This is a genomic window from Ruminococcus sp. (assembly GCF_016283395.1).
This window is the reverse complement of record NZ_JAEEMU010000053.1, coordinates 41,241-60,537: the sequence shown is the minus strand read 5'-3', so window position 1 is coordinate 60,537 and position 19,297 is coordinate 41,241. Positions and strand designations below refer to the sequence as shown.

Below are 19,297 nucleotides of genomic sequence, written 5' to 3'. Positions count from 1 at the left end.
AGGCTGTGAGCCCTGACGCTGCTGCATCAGTCTCTGACGTACAAGCTCGTCGTAGTGGTCGCGGTAATAGCCGTCGGGACTGTTTTTCTTCCTGTCGTCGTATTCCGCCAGTGATACGCTGAATATAGGATAGCCCTCAGTCTTTCTGAGCTGCTTGAAGTCAACATATCCCTTCAGTATGCCGAAACTGTACAGTGTTCCTGCCAGTCCGATAATGAAAGTGAATGCGTCAAATACACTGAGATGGATGAATATTGAGCTCACCAGCATTGCCATATAGGCAAAGCATAACAAAACATCGAATATCTTGCGCTCAGTGCAGCCCATTGCCGCAAAAACTATGAGCACCAGAGATATACACGCCTGCGTGATACAGAAGCCGCCGCCCATGCCGAATTCGATATCCTTCATGGTGAACATCATGGGCAGCCACCCCACAACGTGGAGAGGTGCGCCGAGAAGAGACACCGCTGCCAGCAATACAGCAGCACCTACGGTAAACTTCAGTATCCTTGCACTGATATTGTTTATCGCCTCAAGTCTTCCGCGGCATATGGGATAATGCAGATGGTCGGGCTTTTCTGAAAGCTCGGGATTTTTACTGAATATCATAACAATCTCCGCCAATAATTGATAATCTATATTATTATACCACTTTTTTCGCCCGATGTAAAGAGTGATAAGCGGCAAGTTTTCAGTGAGCCGTTCAGATCATGGATTGACGGCAGGACAGCAAAAAGCCGCCCTTACGGACGGCTCTGTATTACTTTCTTCTGGTACCGTTTTTTCTGTCGGTACTGCGCTTGAGGTCACACATACGCTCTTCACTTGTCTGCTTGAAGCGTGACATCATATCCTCAAATGTCATTTCAGAAGGCGGGATCTGCTTTTTAGGCTCCCATACAACAGGCTTGCTGCGCTGAGCTCTTTCGCCCTTATCGCCGCCTCTGTCGCCTTTATCAAAACTGCGGTCACCCTTATCGGCTCCCCTATCGCCTCTGTCACCGCCCTTATCGAACTTGCCCTGTCCTTTGTCGAAACGGCGCTGACGCTGCTGAGAGTCACCGTTCTCGGAAGCCTTCTTGATAGAAAGGCTTACCTTTCCTGCTTCGTTGATGCCGATGACCTTGACCTTTACTTCCTGATCCTCCGACAGATGCTCTCTTATGTCACTAACGTATGTATTGGCGATTTCGGAAATATGCACCATACCTGTACCGCCGCCTTCGATATCCACGAAAGCTCCGTACTGTGTGATGCCCTTGACCTTGCCATTATAGATCTTACCAATTTCCAGCTGCATATTTATTTATAACTCCTTTTTATGGACCTGTCTCCGCAAGCCCTATTAATCCCTTGTAGTGTCGTAGAATCTGCGCTCGTCAGGGTAGGCATAGCCTCTTTCCTCAAGTGCGACCTTTTCCATATACTCATTAAGGTCATCACTGTCAAGAACACGCTGCAGCTCGGCATTTTCGGTCTCATAATCATCTATTTTAGTCTGTATCAGCCTTACCTGCTCCTCTTTTTCGGCGCAGTCTTTCTGAGTTGATGCAATAAGAACACCGCAGCCGATTATTACTGCAAATGCTGCAAGTTTTACAAGTCCGCGGTTGAACAGACCTTTCTTTTTTTCCTTTTCATGTCTCATTTTCTTCGACACGCTTTTCACGTTCTTTCCCTTTTGTATTTTCCATTTTATTATACAACAGATGCCGCCTGTTTAGCAAGACTATTTTTATTTTTTTAATAGGTTTAACAATAATTTTGGAATTTCTTACAAATTCAGCAGTTGCTTTTTTACGTAAAAATGCACGGCAAGGCTTTAAAGGTCTGAAAATCAGCTTAAACAGAGCTCCGATAAGCGTGAACAGCTTGCGTATAGTCCGCATAACTACGCTGCCTATGGTAACATAATACAGCGCGTATCCTACAGCATTGCCTATGACGAAATACATTCTCATCTCGCTCCTTGCGGCAGCTTCGGAAAAGGCTGTTAGCGAAACAGCATAAAGCATGAAGAAAAAAATATCCTCGGCTGCGGTAAGGAAGCCGTTATGAGGCGTTATTATCCTGAAAACTCTCAGCACATCGTAAGCCGCTCCGACTATAACTCCCATAAGGCAGGAAAGTCCGAAAAGGCGCAGTTCCTCACTGACAGTGAAGAATGTCTCAGCCATTTTCATCGGAACAGCCTTCCAAGTGCGGATAAAGGACCTTTCCTGTCCCTGTCGCCATAGATCATGGCCCATATGTCGCCCGTTATGGTCATATCACCTGTTTCAACACTCATAGAGTCTATGTGCAGTTCCCGCCCCTGTATAGTCAGCTCACCCAGCTGAGTATACAAGCTTATCTCCTTTTCATCAAAGCTGTCAACATCTGTTATGCCTGATATACTCAGGCTTTTACGGTTTTCGAGTATTATGTTCTGATTCTGCTTTACAGTCTTGTCCTGCATGGTCATACCTCCGAAACACTTGATATTTCAAGTATATTCGGAGGTATACTTTTATATGCTTATCGTGTTATTTTCCGATGACTTCAACACAGATATCATAAAGCTCTTGCAATGTTCTCTCATCTGCTTTTTCGTCTTTTTTTGTATTATCAGAGTAAGCTTCAGCAGGTTCGGCCTTATTCATGATGCTATTAGGAGGATATGTACCTACATACTGCTGATCATCAGGATAAACAGCAGCAACATACTCAACGTATCCTTTATTTATCACAGCAAACCACTCAAGTTCATCGATCATTTCAAAATAATTCCGAGCTCTTTTTCTGAGGAATTCCACATCAAAATCATCGGGAACATTATAATTCATGCTGTCATCTGAGCTGACAATAAACATTTTGTCAGATGAAGTCAGCTTTCCCTCTTCGTCCATCTCCACAAGTGCAGTATTCAGAGCTTTGTCTAAAGATGAAGCTGTGGAATTCAGTGAGTCTTTTCTGTTTGCTTTAACATTGCCATGTATATCACCAATACTGATCTTCCAGCCGTTTTCCCCCTTAATACGTACAGCATAAAGAGTTCCCTCATTAGTCTCGCTTTCATCGTCTTCAATTTCAAAGGTAACATAATAGCCCTCTTCGATATCGACTTCGCATGGGTACTCGTCATAATCCAGATTCTCCCACTCCTCATCAAGTTCATCAGGGTCTGCCTTATCAGGTCCGCCATGTTCATTTATGTAGTTAATTGCCCATTTTACAGTGGAGAACGCTTCTTTTATTTCACTTTCTTCATTGCTTCTCAATGGCTCGGCACTGATGATACCCTTGAATGTGACTTTTTCGTCTTCATCAAAATCATCATACATACCATACTGCAACAATGATATGACATCTTCCTCGGTCCATTCTTCACTTTCTTCTGATCTCATAAATACCTTGACGAAATCCATTATACCGTCAGGGTACTGCATTTCGAGAGTTTTCTGACGGTCATTTGCTAAAAATGCCTCGATAAACGCCTTGACAGCATCTTCATATGTGCCTGTTTCTGCAGATGCAGCAGAAGTCTCTTCTTCATCTGTTGTTTTCTCCTGTGCAGCAGTTGTTTCTGCCGCTGTACTTGCCGAAGTACCTGCCGCATCATCAGCAGCGTCCTTTCCGCAGCCTGTAAATGTACATATTACTGTTGTTAATGCGATAATTCCTGCAATTACTTTTTTCATTTTTTATTCCTCCGTTTTATTTTTTATTACATCGACACAGATATTGTATCTTTCATCAAATGACATATCATCAGATATCTTTTCGCCCATTGCACTGATAATTTCTTCTTTATCATATTTTAAGTCAGGGAAGGTCTCTATAGTCTCGGGCTTATCCTTGACATATGCAACCGTATGCGAAATACCATTGTATATAACAGAAAACCACTCTGTCTTATCTATAGCATCAAAATACCGCCTAATCTTTTTCATAAAGATATCCCTTTCAAATTCATCAGGGACATTATAATCCTTACTTTCATCAGAACATATTATAAAGCAGTCCTTCCAGCCTATACCTGCGCACTCTTCGTCCATTTCGACAATTGCACTGTTTTGTGCATTATATATGCTTCTTGCAAATCCTTCAAGGGGTTTCAGCGAATTGATCATGTTAGAACCAAGGATATATTTGGCGTTTATCTTCCATTTGCCCTTATAGTTCATAACATAAATATTTCCTTCATAAGTGTATCCTGTTTTTTCGTTTTCAAGCTCCATCTCAACGCGGTAACCGTCGGATATGTCAGACAGCTCCAGGAAATCATTGATATTTGTATTTGTAATTTCTTCTTCAAAGCTATCATTATCAAAATCAGGATCATTCCCTTTTTCATCGACAAATTTTATCATCCATGCATACATACCAAAAGAATATTTCAGATCCAGAAGTTCTTTATCTGTCATAGGTTCCTTTTCAATGATGTTTTTGATCTTTACCTCTATGTGCTCATCATCAGCATTGCCGTATAATTTACGCTGAGACTCCCTGATTATCTCATCGGCATTACGCTTTTCTTTTTCATCATATTTCACAGAAAAATCAATGACCTTCATAATATCGTCAGGCATCTGCATTTCAAATGTTTTCTTATAATCCTGCGCATTGTAAGCGTCAATAAATTCATATATAACATCTTCGCAAGAAACATCGCTGACGTCAGCTTCTGTTTTTTCTACGGTAGTTTCCTCTTCTGCGGTAGTGGTATCTTCTTCGGAAACGGCAGTTGTTTCAACTGTTGTGTTCTCTTCCGCATCATCGGCAGCGTCCTTTCCGCAGCCTGTAAGTATGCCCATTACCGCTGTCATTGCTAAAATGCCTGCAATTATCCTTTTCATTATAATTCTCCTTTTGGATATTCACTGCTTTTACGGGAAATAGTAATCGAGCAAAAGGTCAACTACCATAGAATAAGCCTTTATGCCTTCATCTCTTCCGTTCATCTTTATATTCGTATCAATTGCCGCACTTGAAGCCTCACTGACAGTCTCAGTGGAGATAACTTCCTTATCTGCATTTTCTTCCCAGTAATTCTCGGGCATGAACCTGAACCAGTCCATGAGAACTTCTTCGCATATCTCGTCAGAAAGCGGATAAGCTTCCTCCACGTCGTTGTCCCAGACAGTATTATGTACATATTCAAGGGCATCAAGATAGCCGGAATACTGAAACTCCACATTATCGCTCTGTGTTGTAGCTACAAATGATATAAAATTGGCTTCGTCCTCCTGTATAAAGCCTTTCAGATGAGCAAGCTCATGGCAGACCGTTGACGGAAGATTGGCTCTTATCATATCATCGTTGTAATTGGCTTCAATAGTGTAAGGCAGATATATTCCCGTAAGATGAGACTGGCTCATAAAGTACGAAAATTCAATAGGCTTTGCATCGGGATAATAGCCTCTGAGCTGCGGTGAAAGCTTGTCCGCAGCATTTTTCATAGCTTTTTTTGCTTCTTTCTGAAAGTCGCAGGTAAGCTTAAAGCAGCCGTTCTCATCTCGCTGCACCTGCTTTGAGAGTTCGTTGCATTTCTTTATAAATGCACCATAAAGCTGAGTAAGCTCCTCGTTTGTATGCTCGTGTGCATCGGGAAAGCATTTCTCCGCAAGAGGAGTGCACTGATACATTATGAAGCAGTTCATAGTCTCAGTGGTGGTAATATAGCAGAGTATCCACAAAACAAGTGTACCAGCAAATGCGGCAGTTTTTTTGCGTTTGCCCTTTCTGAAAATGAGGAGCAGAAGAAAAAGCGGTATACCGATAATTACAAGAACTACAGCCGCAACCGTCAGCATTTCCCCAAGTGAAAACGGAAATACTCCCGTAACGAATGAAACAGCCGCCGATATGTAATGGAATATGTTTTCCACGTAAAAATCCGAAAAAGCCGTACTGAAACGAGAAATAACATTCAGAAGTACCATGACCGCTATGATAATAAGCGGTATACTGTATCTTTTTTTCATCATTCTCCCCCTTTTCCATACGGAAATATTTGAAATCAACCTAATTATACCATAATTCATTAAAATAATCAACAGGCATTTTTTTCATAACAAGAAGCGGACAGCAAAAGCTGTCCGCGCAAACTTTATGCAGTTGTAGTTACCGTTGTCTGAACATCGGTCGATGATGTCACAGAAGCAGAAGTGGTAACTGTTTCGGAAGTCACCTGCTCCAATGTTATCTCCGCAGTTTTCATCTCGGTAAATCTCATGGTAAGCTTATTGTTTGGCATATCGAACCCACTGAGCAGACCGTCCTTGTCAACGGTAAGAGTGTAATCTCCGCCGTCAAGAGTACCCTCTATTTTCAGCATATCGCCGTCCTCTTTGCCGCTGAGTTCTTCCGTCTTGGCGTTTTCGTCAACTGCCTTCATAAGATTGAGCATCATTGCCTTTACGGGCACAGCCGACTGGGGAACAGAAAACGTCAGCCCCTTGTATGAAGCTATGACATTTCCCTCGCTGAATTCCAGCTTTACGCCGCTGAGAGTATTGGGTTCGGAGAACTCTATCTCCCACACGCCCTCGCCGAAGCGTTTGATACTGCCCTCAGCTTCAAGGCGGTCAAGAGTAATGCTGACAGATGCAGAAAATGGACTTGAAAGCCCGTTCTTCCGCGAACTCTTACTGCCAACGGGTACTGCACAGGCTGTCAGGCACAGCACCACCGCCAATGTTGATACGAATGTAAAAACTCTTTTCATAATACCAGCTCCGTTCATAGTAATGAAAATACATTTTCACATCCTGCCGTAGTTATACGGTCATATTTTTCTTCTTTTCCTTTAGTATACCGAATGCATCGGGAAGATTGCCGATTATATCTCTCGGCAGCATTGCTTCCATACTCAGCTTCTGTGCCGCGATATCACCTGCAAGTCCGTGCATATACACACCTGCACAGGCACCGTCAAAAATGCCGCATCCCTGTGCGACAGCAGAGCCGATTATACCTGCAAGAACATCGCCGCTGCCGCCAACGCTCATACCTGCATTGCCTGTATGATTTGCCGCCGTGTAACGGCTGTCAGCCACAACAGTTCCGCCGCCTTTGAGCACTACGGTGATACCGTACTGCTCTGCATATTTTTCCGCAGCTAGCAGTCTGTTCTCGGATATCATCTGCGTATCGCAGCTGAGAAGCCTTGCCATCTCTCCCACATGAGGAGTTATAATGATGTCTGTACGCTTCTTCATTAAAATATCTATGTCCTTTGCTATGCAATTTATTCCATCAGCGTCTATTATTACAGGACACTCCGCATTTTGCACCACAAATTTCGTAAGCTCTATGGTATCGGGAGTCACGCCCATTCCGCAGCCAATAACTATGGCTGTAGCCTTTTTCATAGCCGCTGACAACGGCTCACAGCTGCTGTCATACAGCATAAATCCGTAATCATCGCTGTCAAGCTCGATAAATGTAGCCTCGGGAGCAAGCACAGATACAGTATCTATGCACTTTTCAACAGAAGCCACTCTTACCAGTCCCGCTCCGCTGCGAAGTGCGCCAAGTGCAGCAAAAGCCGCTGCACCGCGCATGGAAGAGCTTCCTGCGATAACGAGAACTGTTCCGAAGCAGCCCTTATGAGCATCTCTCTCCCTTTTCTGAGGATATGCAGCAAGGAAATTACGCTCTATCCTGAAATATTCGCGCTCGCCCTCAAGTATTTTCAGTGCTTCTTTGGGTATACCTATATCTGCGATAGTGATTTTTCCGCAGTATTTCTTCAACGGGAACTGAGACATACCCGATTTTATAAATCCGAAGGTCATAGTCTCGTCTGCCTTGAAGATACCGGCAGATATCGTACCCGACGCACTGTTCCCGCCGCTGGGTACATCAACAGCTATCCTGTAAGCCGCAGTTCCTATGCCGAAAATACCCATTATATCCTTGTCAAGATCTCCGTGGAAGCCTGTGCCGAAAACTCCGTCAACAAGCACCTGCGCACCTACAACAGCCCCCTTTATGAGCCCCATGCGCTTCTTCTCGGCATTGAGTATATCATCAAGAGGATTATGCTCATTTTTATCGTCAGATGGATCGGGCTTTCTCGGCTGTATTGTCATATAGTCCAGTTCTGCCGCTTCTATAGCAGCTTCCACGTTGCCGCTGCGGAAGCCTTCGATAAAGCTTATCTTTTCTCTGGGCAGTCTGCTCATCATTTCCTGAGCAAGAGGAGTTTTCGGCAGTCCGCCTATGTGTATGATAGTCAGCTTATACCCCTTATACAGAAGAATATCAGCCGCAGCAAAACAGTCGCCGCCGTTATTTCCCGTACCTGCAAGAAATACTACCGAACATTCCTCGGGACTCAGCTTCGCTTCATTGCGGCAGTAGCCGTCAATAAGCTCTGCAAGCTTTCTTCCTGCGTTCTCCATGAGCTGCCTTTTTGATACCCCCAGCTTCTCGGAACGCTCCTCAAGTCTCCCCATTTGCTTCGGTGTTACGATCTGCATATCCATTCCTCCATCTCAGATATTAAGATAAAATCATTTTCTTTCGTAGATATTTCCCCTTTGATCGTCTATCCATTTGAACTGAGGATATTCGCCGAGAAGATCCTCGCGTATGTATAAACGCTCATAATAATTATTGAAATCAAGCTTATAAAATACATTAAATTGAATCTCATAAATAGGAAGGTATTTTACGCCCTCAAGTGTTTCCTCGTCATATACCTCATCAATAGGACAATAATCAAGTATAAAATCGGGAAGCCCCTTCTCCCTCCAGCTTGCAAATACAGCATCAACGTCTTCTTTATACTTATAGTGCATATACAAGTCATCAGGACAGTCAACATTGAAATTCATAAATATATTTCTGTCAAAATACGGCTGTATCATAGCAGGATCGCCCATGAGATATGTGCTGTTGCTTTCTATCTTTCCGTGTTCGGAAGGGATCTCAAGCACTTTAAAGACATTATCACTGCCTTTATCGTATGTAACGGTCCATTGAGCCATTATTTTCCTGTCTTCAAGGTGGTTTTCCTTTATTATCTCAGCATACTTGCTTGTTCCGCATTCTCCTTTTATATCCATGTAAGAAGCACCTATGCTGTACACTACAGGCATGAGACATATAATAACGCCTACGCTCAAAATGAATTTGCGTATAAATGGAGAACCGAAACTGTTCTTTATTTTTATAAATGACTCAGGCAGCTGTATTCCGCCCTCCTGCTCTGCCATTATCCAGAAAACAAACACATGGAAAAGTCCGCTTATACCTATATGATGTGCCGACATATAATGAAATGCCATAAATACAGCCATTATTATATACGGAACAAAGAATGTAAAGAACTTTCTGTTCTTTCGTGTTATTAAAATAAGTGCAGTCCAGATCAGTAACCCGATCACGGCTTCTGCAATAAATATGGAAGTATAGTCTTTTTCACCGTTTATGCCAAACAACACTCCGCTCCAACTTTCAAAAGGAAGTATAATGACAGTACCATAATCCCTTATTCTCGTCAGTATCTCTAAGATACTTCCTCCGTTATCCACGCCTCCGTAATAGCAGTCATCCGCAGGAATTATCATAATGAGAAGCATTACTGCTGTCAAAAGGATAAAGCAAAGGGAATAAAAACGCTTGTCTTTCCAGAAAAGAAAGATCTTTTTATTTTTATGGAGCTCTGATATTATCTCAAAGGTCCACACAAGACAGAGTCCGCCTGCCAACATGATACCGTAAGCTGATGTAAGGCACAGGAAGATAAGCGAAAAAATATACCTCCACGGCTTTGAGTTACGTTCTTTATAAGTTATTGCAGCAAGCATGAACGCAAGCATGGTCATTGAATATGGTCGGCAGTATACTCCGTAATGATAAAAAAAGAAATAGGTAAAAGGCAGGATATATCTTACCGCTTTCGGGAACGGCGAACGGAATATGAGAAGAGCCATTGCCGCAGCACTGAACGTTATATTTATCGCCTTTATCGTAAGGTCAAAGGGAGCTCCGTTCTTCGCAAATACCGAAAGTATCAGATGCCACAGCGGCGGATGTCCCTCATAATGAGGGACATAGGTAAAAAGCTCCTTGAATGAAGCACATCTTGCTATCAGCCACGCCTGCGACTCATCAAACCACGGTTCATGGAAACAGCTTACAAATATAAGTCCGCTTATGTAAATAATAAGAACCGTCAGACCTGAAAGTAAGCTTTTCTTTTCCTTTTTATTCTCCATTTAAGCTCCTTTCAATCGGAAAGCTTAGTTCTGAGCTTTGCAGGCAGGAATTTTGTGATATTCTCAAGCATTCTCTCATCGGGTGAAAATACCAGCCTTGCCGAACCGACAGACTCGTCAGTGAAATCCGCATAGTATTCATGGGAAGCAATATTATCCGTTGCGAATACTATTGTCATATCATCTGTCTCTTCAATGTCATCGCTGTATTTTCCGAATGCAGTGAACTGTCTGACATTGGTCGAAAGCATCTCACGTCTTTTCTTCTTGGCAATTATCTTGTCAACATCAAGTTCGCCGTTGGTGAAAGAATACTCATACTCAACGTACGTATTCTGAAAGAAATTATAAGTTCCGTAGCCTGCTGCTGCCGCAAGGAAAAAACCCAGAACAGATATGATAGGATTTCTTATCTGAAGCAGGGAAAGAGTCAAGATCGACAAAGTGAACAAGCCGCCTACAACAAGAAACATTATTCTTCTGGTCTTGTCTGACTTTGTTTCGTTCTTTTTTACGAGCTGTTCTGCAAAATTATCCATTATATTATCTCCATTCAATAATTTTAAAGTGATACAAATTAATAATAACACATTTTTAGTCAGAATGCAATAAATCATATCTTTTTTTTCAAATGCTTCATCTTTTTTTCACAAGTTTGCTGTTACTCGGGATTTTTTTGAAAAAAGCCTTGATTTTTTTCAAAACAGCGTATATAATTATGTTATAACCCGTTGACTGAGAGAGTAAGTGTGCATAAGCTTCATCAGAGAAGGACGAAAAGGTGCGAGCGTCCTGCTGCTTTACATACCGAAGTTCACTCACGAGGGGCAAAGCGGAAGCGCGATAGAGATACCGCGTAGTAGGCTGAGACGTAGGTCTGCGTTAAAGACAAGAGAGTGTCGGCTCTCCTGACAATGGGTGGTATAAAAGCAAGGTAAGTCTTGTCCTGTTGGACAGGGCTTTTTTTAATTCATAATTAAGAATGCATAATTCATAATTATTTGTGATTGCCCCGACATTGTGCAGAAATACTCAAAACATAGCGCACAGGCAATGGTCATAAAGTTTATATTATTTTTTTGATCCGTCCACGAAGCGGACACAACAATTATGCATTATGCATTAAGAATTAAGCATTAATTATTTGAGGTGAAACAATGAAAGAACAGCTTGAAAAGATCGAAGCTCTGGCTAAGCAGGAGCTTGATGCCTGCACTGAGATCAAGGCACTGGACGACCTGAGGATAAAGTTCCTCGGAAAAAAAGGTGAGCTCACAGCTATCCTCAAACAGATGGGTAAGCTCTCCGCAGAAGAAAGACCTGTTATCGGTCAGCTCGCAAACAAGGTAAGAGCAGATATCGAAGAAGCTCTGAACACTAAGCTTTCTTCACTGAAAGCAAACGCACAGGCTGCAAAGCTGGCTGAGGAGAAGATCGACATTACTCTCCCCGGCAAACACGCTCCTTTCGGAAAGCTCCACCCACTCACTAAGGTGGAAAACGAGATAAGAGAAATATTCATCGGTATGGGCTTCAATATCGCTGACGGTCCCGAGATCGATGACGATTACCACGTGTTCGAGGCTCTTAATCTTCCTCCAGATCACCCCGCAAGAGATACTCAGGATACATTCTACATCGAGGGAACAAACGATTCTGTACTTCTTCGTACACAGACTTCTTCCGTACAGGTACACGTAATGGAGAACCAGAAGCCCCCTATCCGTATCATCTCACCGGGACGAGTATTTCGTTCGGACGCTGTTGACGCTACTCACTCTCCTCTCTTCCATCAGATAGAGGGACTCGTAGTTGACAAGGGCATCACAATGAGCGACCTCAAGGGCACTCTCGAAATGCTTATGAAGAAGCTCTACGGCAACGACTGCAAGCTCCGTTTCCGTCCTCACCACTTCCCGTTCACAGAGCCAAGCTGTGAGGTAGATATAAGCTGCTTCAACTGCGGCGGAAAGGGCTGTTCAATGTGTAAGGACGAGGGCTATATCGAGCTTCTCGGCGCAGGTATGGTTCACCCGAAGGTGCTTGAGAACTGCGGTATCGACCCCGAGGAGTATTCAGGCTTCGCATTCGGTCTCGGTCTGGAGCGTATGGTAATGGGACGCTACGATATCAACGATCTCCGTCTCCTCTATGAGAACGATGTGCGTTTCTTAGAGCAGTTCTGAGCATGGAACGCTACAGAAAGGCACTGAAAAAAAGCTATTTGCCTAATATCATACTTTTCTCTGTTATCATTTTGTTGATAGTATCCTGGATAATCGAGCTCAAAACTATTGGGGCAGATCTTGATATGCTGTCTTTCGAATACTTTTTATTGGGACTACTTCTGCTCATCGCTTTTCTCACTTGGCTATATTTCTTTATTTACAGCCGCCGTCTGAAAAAGATAAAGGAAGAGCTCCCCGATATTGAAGAGCAGATTGAAAAATGTTCGTTATCATTCAACGATACCCATTTCTTTCTGAATGAGTATTTCGTCAGCTTTGAGATACCAGTGGCTGTCAGATATGACGATATCAGATCTGTACTCCCGATACCATATATCTTGTATCGTAAAGGTAGGAAATTTGATAGGTCTTATATAGAGTTAAAATGCAAAAACGGCAAAAAATGGCGCATAAGAAAATTTACAGGAAACCGCCTCTTCTGCAGTCAGAAAAAATCAAACCTGGAAAACAGAAGGATATTCAGAGCGGTATCGAAGCAGCTGAATCAGTTCATCAAAAACTGAATACCCGAAAAGTATGATGATATTTCAAATAAATCGAAAGGAAAAAAGATATGAATTTATCTATGACAAATGCAGTATTATTCAAAAACACAGCAGTTGACAAGAGGTAAATCCATGTATAAGCAAATTAAAAAGCATATATATGCAGAATATAAAGCATTAAAAATTGTATTATCCTTTTCTTGTCTGGTCTCACTCATAATGATAACTATGATTTTTAAAGCTGACGACTGCAATATATGGCACAGACTTATAGTATGTTCTTTTTGTGCGATATTTATCTCCTTTTTGTCAGTTAACTTAATAAAGCAGAAACACAGAATAAAAAAGTTTTTCACGGAGCTGGCGATAGAAAGTGATGAAGACGCAGACGCTTTGCTTGAAAAATCTGAACTTATCTCAAATTCATCTTTTATCTTTCTGAATAAAGACGCAGTTATTGATTTTTCAACGCCAGAGCTTATCAGAATACCTGACATCGATCAGGTCAAAATGCTTGATACTTATCAAACAGATAACGAAAACAACAAAATCCCCGAATACAAGATAAATATCAGAATAAACAGTCACGATCACAGCTCTGCTGAAAAATCACTGGATTTTTTGGACAGAGAAGAACGCGATGAAGCTTATAAAAAGCTTATGAAAGCTTGTTCACAATATGGCAGTACGGACGATCTCCGATGATACCGCCATCAATAAAATGAAAGGAAAAAAAGATATGAATTTATCTATGAAATGGCTCGGCGATTACGTAAAAGCCGATATGCCTATAAAGGATTTCTGCCATGCCCTCACAATGAGCGGCTCAAAGGTAGAGTGCTACGAAAAAGAGGGCAGCAATATCTCCAACGTAGTAGTTGGTAAGATACTCTCAAAGGGACCTCACGAAAATGCTGACGCGCTGTTCGTATGTCAGGTGGACATCGGCGCAGAAGCTCCTATACAGATAGTTACAAACGCTAAGAACGTAAAAGAAGGAGACCTGGTTCCCGTTGCTCTTGACGGAGCTGTTCTCCCCGAGGGCAAGATAAAGAAGTGCAAGATGCGCGGAGTTGAGAGCTTCGGTATGTTCTGCGGACTCGATACTCTCGGTCTTACAGCTCACGACTTCCCTTACGCTGATCCTGAGGGCGTATTCGTTATCGAAGAGGACTGCAAGCTTGGCGAGGATATCCACACAGCTATCGGTCTTGACGATACTTCCGTAGAGTTCGAGATAACATCAAACCGTCCCGACTGTCTCAGCGTTATCGGTCTTGCAAGAGAGACTGCTGCTACCTACGGTACAGAGCTGAACGTAAAAGCTCCCGAGTTCAAGGGCGTTGACGGCGATATCAACTCAATGCTCAAGGTAGATATAATCAACACAGAAAAGTGCCAGAGATACTGCGCAGGTATCGTAAAGAATGTAAAGATCGGTCCTTCACCTCGCTGGATGAGAGAGAGACTCCGTGCAAGCGGCGTTCGTCCTATCAATAATTTCGTTGATATCACAAACTACGTTATGCTTGAATACGGTCAGCCTATGCACGCTTTCGACCTCCGCTACGTTGAGGGAGCTCATATCAATGTCCGCAACGCTAAGAACGGCGAGAAGATAATGACTCTTGACGGCGTTGAGCGTGAACTCACAGAGGATATGCTCGTTATCGCTGACGAGAAGAAGCCTGTAGCAGTTGCAGGTATCATGGGCGGCGAGTACAGCGGTATCATGGACGATACAACCACAGTTGTATTCGAGTCTGCATACTTCGAGCCTACACAGGTAAGACAGACTTCAAAGAAGCTCCGTCTCAAGTCTGACGCTTCTGCTCGTTACGAAAAGGGCGTTGACAGACTTATCTCCATGACCTGCTTAAAGAGAGCATTTGAGCTTGTTGAAGAGCTCGGTGCAGGTGAAGTCCTCAACACAGTCATCGACCGCGACTACACAGACAAGACTCCTGCAACAGTTGATTTCAGTGCAGAGTGGATAAATAATTTCCTCGGCACAGATATCTCTGAGGCAGATATGATAAAGTACCTCGAACGCCTTGAATTCAAGGTAGAAAGCGGCAAGGTAATAGCTCCTTCATTCCGTATAGACATCGGCTGCAAGGCTGATATCGCAGAGGAAGTTGCTCGTATCTACGGCTACAACAATATCCCTTCAACTGATTTCCGCGGCGTAGCAAGAGCTGAATTCACTGAGGAGCAGAAGTTCGCACGTACACTGAGAAATGCTGCTGTATCACTGGGCGGCTACGAGATAGCAACCTACTCATTCGTTTCACCTAAGTATTTCGACAAGATAAAGCTTCCTGCTGACAGCAAGCTCCGCAAGGTAGTAAAGATAGTAAATCCTCTCGGTGAGGACACAAGCGTTATGAGAACATCTACTATCCCTTCGATGCTGGACGTTCTCTCATTCAACTACAATAACCGCAACGACAAGGCTTGTCTCTTTGAGATAGCTAAGGAGTACCTCCCTGCCGAAGTCGAGAAGCCTTTCATCAACGGCGATACTCTCGCTAACAGCGGCAAGCAGAAGCACAAGTACAACTACTCACTTCCAGATGAGCCTCAGAGACTCACTATCGGTATGTACGGCGGCGATGCTGACTTCTACACCCTCAAGGGCATGGTGGAACAGCTCCTTGCTGAGCTTAAAATAGCTGATGTTGAGTATATCCGCGCAAACGACTGCGATGAATTCGATGAGAAGTACGCTCTCCACCCCGGCAGAAGCGCAGTTATCATCAAGGACGGCAAATATCTCGGTATCATGGGCGAGGTTCACCCTGATGTACAGGAGACATATGAAATAGGCGTAAAGACCTACGTTGCAAAGCTCAATATCCCTGAGCTCATGGAAGCTGCTGCTGACAAGATAACATATCAGCCGCTGCCTAAGTTCCCTGCTACTACCCGTGACCTCAGTCTCCTTGTTGACGAGGATATGCCTGTTGCAGAGCTTGAAAAGGCTATCAAGGGCGCAGTAGGAAAGATACTTGAAAAGGTAACTCTCTTCGATGTATACCGCAGCGACGATATGAAGAAGAACAGCAAGAAGAGTATCGCTTACTCTATCTCAATGCGTTCACACGAAGGCACACTCACAGACGAGCAGGCTGACGGAGCAATGAAGCGCGTACTGAAAGCTCTCAATGCTATCGGCGCAGAGCTCAGAGGCTAAGGCAGCGTGACGCTGTACCCATGCCACGTTGACACTCGCAAGCTCGTTCACTTTTAACAAAAACGTTACTTTTACTTTGCTTACAGCGCAGTAATGTAAAATTTAAGGCGGATTCGGTCAACCGAGTCCGCCTTTTTGCGTTAATTGCCCAAGCAACGGAGTTAACGTGTGCTAATTATGAGTAAGTACACTTGCATATATTTACAAAAAATGATATACTTATATTATAAACCAATTTAGGAGGCAAATAATGCAGATAAACGATAATATACACGGCTTTACCGTAACAAGAATAACTCCTGCTCCGAACAGCGGTTCAGAGCTTATCGAAATGAAGCACGACAAAACAGGTGCAAAGCTCATCTGGCTCAAAAACGACGGTGAAAACAAGCTTTTCTCCATAGGATTCAGAACTCCGCCTACAGACGATACGGGTATATTCCATATCCTTGAACATTCAGTACTTGGCGGTTCAAAGAAATATCCCGTAAAAGAGCCTTTCCTTGAGCTTATGAAAGGTACTATGAACACATTCCTTAACGCAATGACATATCCCGATAAGACCATTTTCCCTGTATCGAGCCGAAATGATACGGATTTCATGAATCTTACACAGGTATATCTCGATGCAGTATTTGATCCTGCTATATACTACAACCCTAATATCTTCTATCAGGAGGGCTGGCACATCGAAATGCGCAGCAAGTCCGACAAGCCTGTATACAAGGGCGTTGTATTCAACGAGATGAAGGGCGCACTTTCCTCTATATACAGCCGTATCGAGACAGAGCTCATGGGCGTGCTCTTCCCTGACACCTGCTATCGCTTCGAGTCAGGCGGACTTCCCGAGCATATCACAGACCTAACATATGAACAATTCATCGAAGGTCACAGAAAATACTACCACCCTTCAAACTCATATATATTCCTTGACGGTCCCGTAGATATCGACAACGTTCTCAAACTTATCGACGGCGAATACCTCAGCCGCTATGACAAGCGCGAAGTTGATACGGAAATACCTTTCCAGAAGACTATCGCTCCCACAGTAAAGAAGTGCTATTATGAGATATCTCAGGACGATGACGATAAAAAGCATACATATCTCGTTATGGGCAAGGTCCTCGGAAGCTGGGAAGAACGCGAAAAGATCACAGCCGCTTCCATACTCGCAGAAGCACTTACAGGCTCAAACGATGCTCCGCTCAAAAGAGCTATCCTCGATACAGAGCTTTGCCTTGATGCATCTCTCGAAGTCAGCGACGGCGTTCTTCAGCCTTTCGGTTTCCTTTGCATAAGCAACACCGACCTTGAAAGCTGCGAAAAGCTGAAAGAGACTATAAGAGATACTGTCTCAAAGCTCTGCAAGGACGGTATTGACCGTGAACTCCTCAAAGCCGCAATAAACCGCCTTGAATTCAAGTTCCGCGCAGGAAAAGAACCAAGAGGTCTTACACGCAATACCGATGTGCTTTCAGCATGGCTCTACGGCGGTGATCCCCTTTGCTACCTTGAACTCGGTGAAGTATACGACTCACTCAGAAGCAAGCTCGACACCGATTATTTTGAAAAGCTCCTTCATGAATGGCTTCTTGACGAAAACGGCAAGGCTGAGTTGTATCTGCTCCCGTCACGCACATACGGCGAAGAGCAGAAGGCTGCCGAAGAAAAGCGACTTTCAAATGTAATGAACAAACTTGCCTGCGAAGAGATAGATGTTATCATCGAGCAGAATAAAAAGCTTGACAGCTGGCAGCAGTCTGTAGATACTCCCGAACAGCTGGCAACTATGCCTCACCTTGCACTTTCCGAGGTCAGCGACAGACCACTGGCATTTGAAACAAATGAGACAAAATGCAATGGCGTAACAGTTCTGCGCCATCCAGCTTCCGATAAGGGCATAGCCGCAGTAAATCTTTATTTCTCACTTGCAGACTGCACCGAGCAGGAGCTTTCAGCCGCTGCTGCAATGTGTGAGCTTTACGGTTCTCTTGCAACTTCAAAAAGCTCGGCTGCTGAAGTACAGCGCAGAGTAACAGGTCTCCTCGGAAGCATCTCCTACAATGTGAATGTATTCTCGCAAAAGGGCGTAAAGGATAAGTGCAAGCCTTTCCTCTCCGTTAAGGCACGTTTCCTCGAAAAGAATACAGACGAAGCACTTTCTCTCATCAGCGAGATCATAACTGACACTCAGTTCAACGATAATGCAGCTATATGCGAGATCTTAAAGCAGGCAGATGAAGATTTCAAGCAGCATATCATGTCAAATGGACATTCATACTCCATGAATCGTGTAAAAGCTTCACTTTCTGCTGAATCAGCAGTTGTTGAACTTGTTTCGGGATATGAAGGATACAAGCGTCTTCACGCAGCTCTTAATGCTCCCGAAAAGCTTATTTCTGATATAAACTCTATCAGCAAGCGCATCATATGTTCAGCTCGTCTTACTGCAAGTATCACAGACAGCTACGGTATATCCATTGAGCCGCTTATCAGCTCGCTTCCCGAGGGTACTCCCTCTGCCAGCGATGAAATGGTATATACTCTTGATATCCCTGAAAGACAGGGCGTCATCATTCCTTCTGGCATATCATACACAGCTATGGCTTTGCCTGATAATTCAGCAGATATGGCTGTACGCAATGTACTTTTCCGTGCTCTTTCCCTTGAATATCTCTGGAACGAAGTAAGAGTAAAGGGCGGCGCATACGGTACAGGCGCAATGATATCACCTTCACGCGAGCAGTCATTCTACTCATACCGTGACCCGTCACCAAAGACAACTATCGAGACCTACCGCAAAGCTGCTGATTTTACAGCTGAATACTGCAAGAATGATCCCGATATCACACAGTATATCATCAGTTCTATCGCAAAGGATGAACCGCTTTACTCAGACGGAAACAGGAGCATAAAGGCCGATGGTTTCTGGTTCAGAGGAATAAGCTATAAAGAACGTGCAGATATAAAAAAGAATATGCTGAAAGTCACTCCGAAGCAGCTTGCTGATGCTGCCGAAAAGCTCAGAAACTGCGGAAATATATGCGTATTCGGCAACGAAGCCGCTATGCAGGGACTTGACCTCACTATAGATACTCTTGCCTGATATAAACCTCATTCTTTATCACATACAAAATAAAGCCCGAAAGCATA

Annotated in this window: 17 protein-coding genes; 5 read left to right on the top strand and 12 right to left on the bottom strand. The window is 43.6% G+C overall.

The features are described 5' to 3' along the window. From QZZ41_RS13990 to QZZ41_RS13935, 12 genes are all read right to left on the bottom strand, one after another. Positions 1-612 (bottom strand): hypothetical protein (locus QZZ41_RS13990; protein ID WP_295073461.1); only part of this gene is annotated, 612 nt, incomplete at its 3' end. Positions 613-763: 151 nt separating this feature from the next. Next, positions 764-1,303, bottom strand: coding sequence for a S1 RNA-binding domain-containing protein (locus QZZ41_RS13985; RefSeq protein WP_295073458.1), 540 nt, complete (start codon positions 1,301-1,303; stop codon positions 764-766). Between the two features lie 45 nt (positions 1,304-1,348). Continuing rightward, entirely contained in the window at positions 1,349-1,651 is a 303-nt protein-coding gene (locus QZZ41_RS13980; protein WP_074718051.1) for a hypothetical protein, read from the bottom strand. Continuing rightward, a complete protein-coding gene (yabQ, locus tag QZZ41_RS13975; RefSeq protein ID WP_295073453.1) occupies positions 1,641-2,186 on the bottom strand; it encodes a spore cortex biosynthesis protein YabQ in 546 nt (181 codons plus the stop codon). The genes QZZ41_RS13980 and yabQ overlap by 11 nt, the downstream gene beginning before the upstream one ends. After that, entirely contained in the window at positions 2,183-2,461 is a 279-nt protein-coding gene (gene yabP / locus QZZ41_RS13970; protein WP_072950660.1) for a sporulation protein YabP, read from the bottom strand. Before yabP ends, yabQ begins: the two co-directional genes overlap by 4 nt. 67 nt (positions 2,462-2,528) lie before the next feature. Continuing rightward, positions 2,529-3,683, bottom strand: coding sequence for a hypothetical protein (locus QZZ41_RS13965; protein ID WP_295073448.1), 1,155 nt, complete (start codon positions 3,681-3,683; stop codon positions 2,529-2,531). A gap of 3 nt (positions 3,684-3,686) precedes the next feature. Beyond that, a complete protein-coding gene (locus tag QZZ41_RS13960; RefSeq protein ID WP_295073445.1) occupies positions 3,687-4,841 on the bottom strand; it encodes a hypothetical protein in 1,155 nt (384 codons plus the stop codon). 30 nt (positions 4,842-4,871) lie between these two features. Further along, on the bottom strand, positions 4,872-5,969 hold the full coding sequence (locus QZZ41_RS13955; RefSeq protein WP_295073442.1) for a DUF3810 domain-containing protein: 1,098 nt from the start codon (positions 5,967-5,969) through the stop codon (positions 4,872-4,874). Between the two features lie 125 nt (positions 5,970-6,094). Beyond that, positions 6,095-6,712: a hypothetical protein gene (locus QZZ41_RS13950; protein WP_295073439.1), complete on the bottom strand. Its 618-nt coding sequence runs from the start codon at positions 6,710-6,712 to the stop codon at positions 6,095-6,097. Positions 6,713-6,764: 52 nt separating this feature from the next. Then, positions 6,765-8,471: an NAD(P)H-hydrate dehydratase gene (locus QZZ41_RS13945; RefSeq protein ID WP_295073436.1), complete on the bottom strand. Its 1,707-nt coding sequence runs from the start codon at positions 8,469-8,471 to the stop codon at positions 6,765-6,767. A gap of 33 nt (positions 8,472-8,504) precedes the next feature. Continuing rightward, complete coding sequence (locus QZZ41_RS13940; RefSeq protein WP_295073433.1) at positions 8,505-10,214, bottom strand: hypothetical protein; 1,710 nt, start codon at positions 10,212-10,214, stop codon at positions 8,505-8,507. An 11-nt stretch (positions 10,215-10,225) separates the two neighbouring features. Further along, the gene (locus tag QZZ41_RS13935; RefSeq protein WP_295073430.1) at positions 10,226-10,753 is read right to left on the bottom strand and encodes a hypothetical protein; all 528 of its coding nucleotides are present in this window, start codon (positions 10,751-10,753) and stop codon (positions 10,226-10,228) included. Between the two features lie 618 nt (positions 10,754-11,371). On the opposite strand from QZZ41_RS13935, the gene pheS reads away from it, so the two are divergent. From pheS to QZZ41_RS13910, 5 genes are all read left to right on the top strand, one after another. After that, entirely contained in the window at positions 11,372-12,400 is a 1,029-nt protein-coding gene (gene pheS, locus QZZ41_RS13930; RefSeq protein WP_295073427.1) for a phenylalanine--tRNA ligase subunit alpha, read from the top strand. 2 nt (positions 12,401-12,402) lie between these two features. Next, the gene (locus QZZ41_RS13925) at positions 12,403-12,966 is read left to right on the top strand and encodes a hypothetical protein (RefSeq protein ID WP_295073424.1); all 564 of its coding nucleotides are present in this window, start codon (positions 12,403-12,405) and stop codon (positions 12,964-12,966) included. A gap of 375 nt (positions 12,967-13,341) precedes the next feature. Then, complete coding sequence (locus tag QZZ41_RS13920) at positions 13,342-13,653, top strand: hypothetical protein (RefSeq protein ID WP_295073421.1); 312 nt, start codon at positions 13,342-13,344, stop codon at positions 13,651-13,653. A 34-nt stretch (positions 13,654-13,687) separates the two neighbouring features. Continuing rightward, positions 13,688-16,144 carry a phenylalanine--tRNA ligase subunit beta gene (gene pheT, locus QZZ41_RS13915; RefSeq protein WP_295073418.1) on the top strand — a complete coding sequence of 819 codons (2,457 nt, stop codon included), beginning with the start codon at positions 13,688-13,690 and terminating at the stop codon, positions 16,142-16,144. Between the two features lie 250 nt (positions 16,145-16,394). After that, positions 16,395-19,250, top strand: coding sequence for an insulinase family protein (locus QZZ41_RS13910; protein WP_295073416.1), 2,856 nt, complete (start codon positions 16,395-16,397; stop codon positions 19,248-19,250). Positions 19,251-19,297: the final 47 nt, after the last annotated feature.

Bases quoted from the DNA above. Each gene is read 5' to 3' on its own strand.
- QZZ41_RS13985 (WP_295073458.1), bottom strand. From the start codon at position 1,303: ATGCAGCTGGAAATTGGTAAGATCTATAATGGCAAGGTCAAGGGCATC.
- QZZ41_RS13980 (WP_074718051.1), bottom strand. From the start codon at position 1,651: ATGAGACATGAAAAGGAAAAAAAGAAAGGTCTGTTCAACCGCGGACTT.
- yabQ (WP_295073453.1), bottom strand. From the start codon at position 2,186: ATGAAAATGGCTGAGACATTCTTCACTGTCAGTGAGGAACTGCGCCTT.
- yabP (WP_072950660.1), bottom strand. From the start codon at position 2,461: ATGCAGGACAAGACTGTAAAGCAGAATCAGAACATAATACTCGAAAAC.
- QZZ41_RS13965 (WP_295073448.1), bottom strand. From the start codon at position 3,683: ATGAAAAAAGTAATTGCAGGAATTATCGCATTAACAACAGTAATATGT.
- QZZ41_RS13960 (WP_295073445.1), bottom strand. From the start codon at position 4,841: ATGAAAAGGATAATTGCAGGCATTTTAGCAATGACAGCGGTAATGGGC.
- QZZ41_RS13955 (WP_295073442.1), bottom strand. From the start codon at position 5,969: ATGAAAAAAAGATACAGTATACCGCTTATTATCATAGCGGTCATGGTA.
- QZZ41_RS13950 (WP_295073439.1), bottom strand. From the start codon at position 6,712: ATGAAAAGAGTTTTTACATTCGTATCAACATTGGCGGTGGTGCTGTGC.
- QZZ41_RS13945 (WP_295073436.1), bottom strand. From the start codon at position 8,471: ATGCAGATCGTAACACCGAAGCAAATGGGGAGACTTGAGGAGCGTTCC.
- QZZ41_RS13940 (WP_295073433.1), bottom strand. From the start codon at position 10,214: ATGGAGAATAAAAAGGAAAAGAAAAGCTTACTTTCAGGTCTGACGGTT.
- QZZ41_RS13935 (WP_295073430.1), bottom strand. From the start codon at position 10,753: ATGGATAATTTTGCAGAACAGCTCGTAAAAAAGAACGAAACAAAGTCA.
- pheS (WP_295073427.1), top strand. From the start codon at position 11,372: ATGAAAGAACAGCTTGAAAAGATCGAAGCTCTGGCTAAGCAGGAGCTT.
- QZZ41_RS13925 (WP_295073424.1), top strand. From the start codon at position 12,403: ATGGAACGCTACAGAAAGGCACTGAAAAAAAGCTATTTGCCTAATATC.
- pheT (WP_295073418.1), top strand. From the start codon at position 13,688: ATGAATTTATCTATGAAATGGCTCGGCGATTACGTAAAAGCCGATATG.
- QZZ41_RS13910 (WP_295073416.1), top strand. From the start codon at position 16,395: ATGCAGATAAACGATAATATACACGGCTTTACCGTAACAAGAATAACT.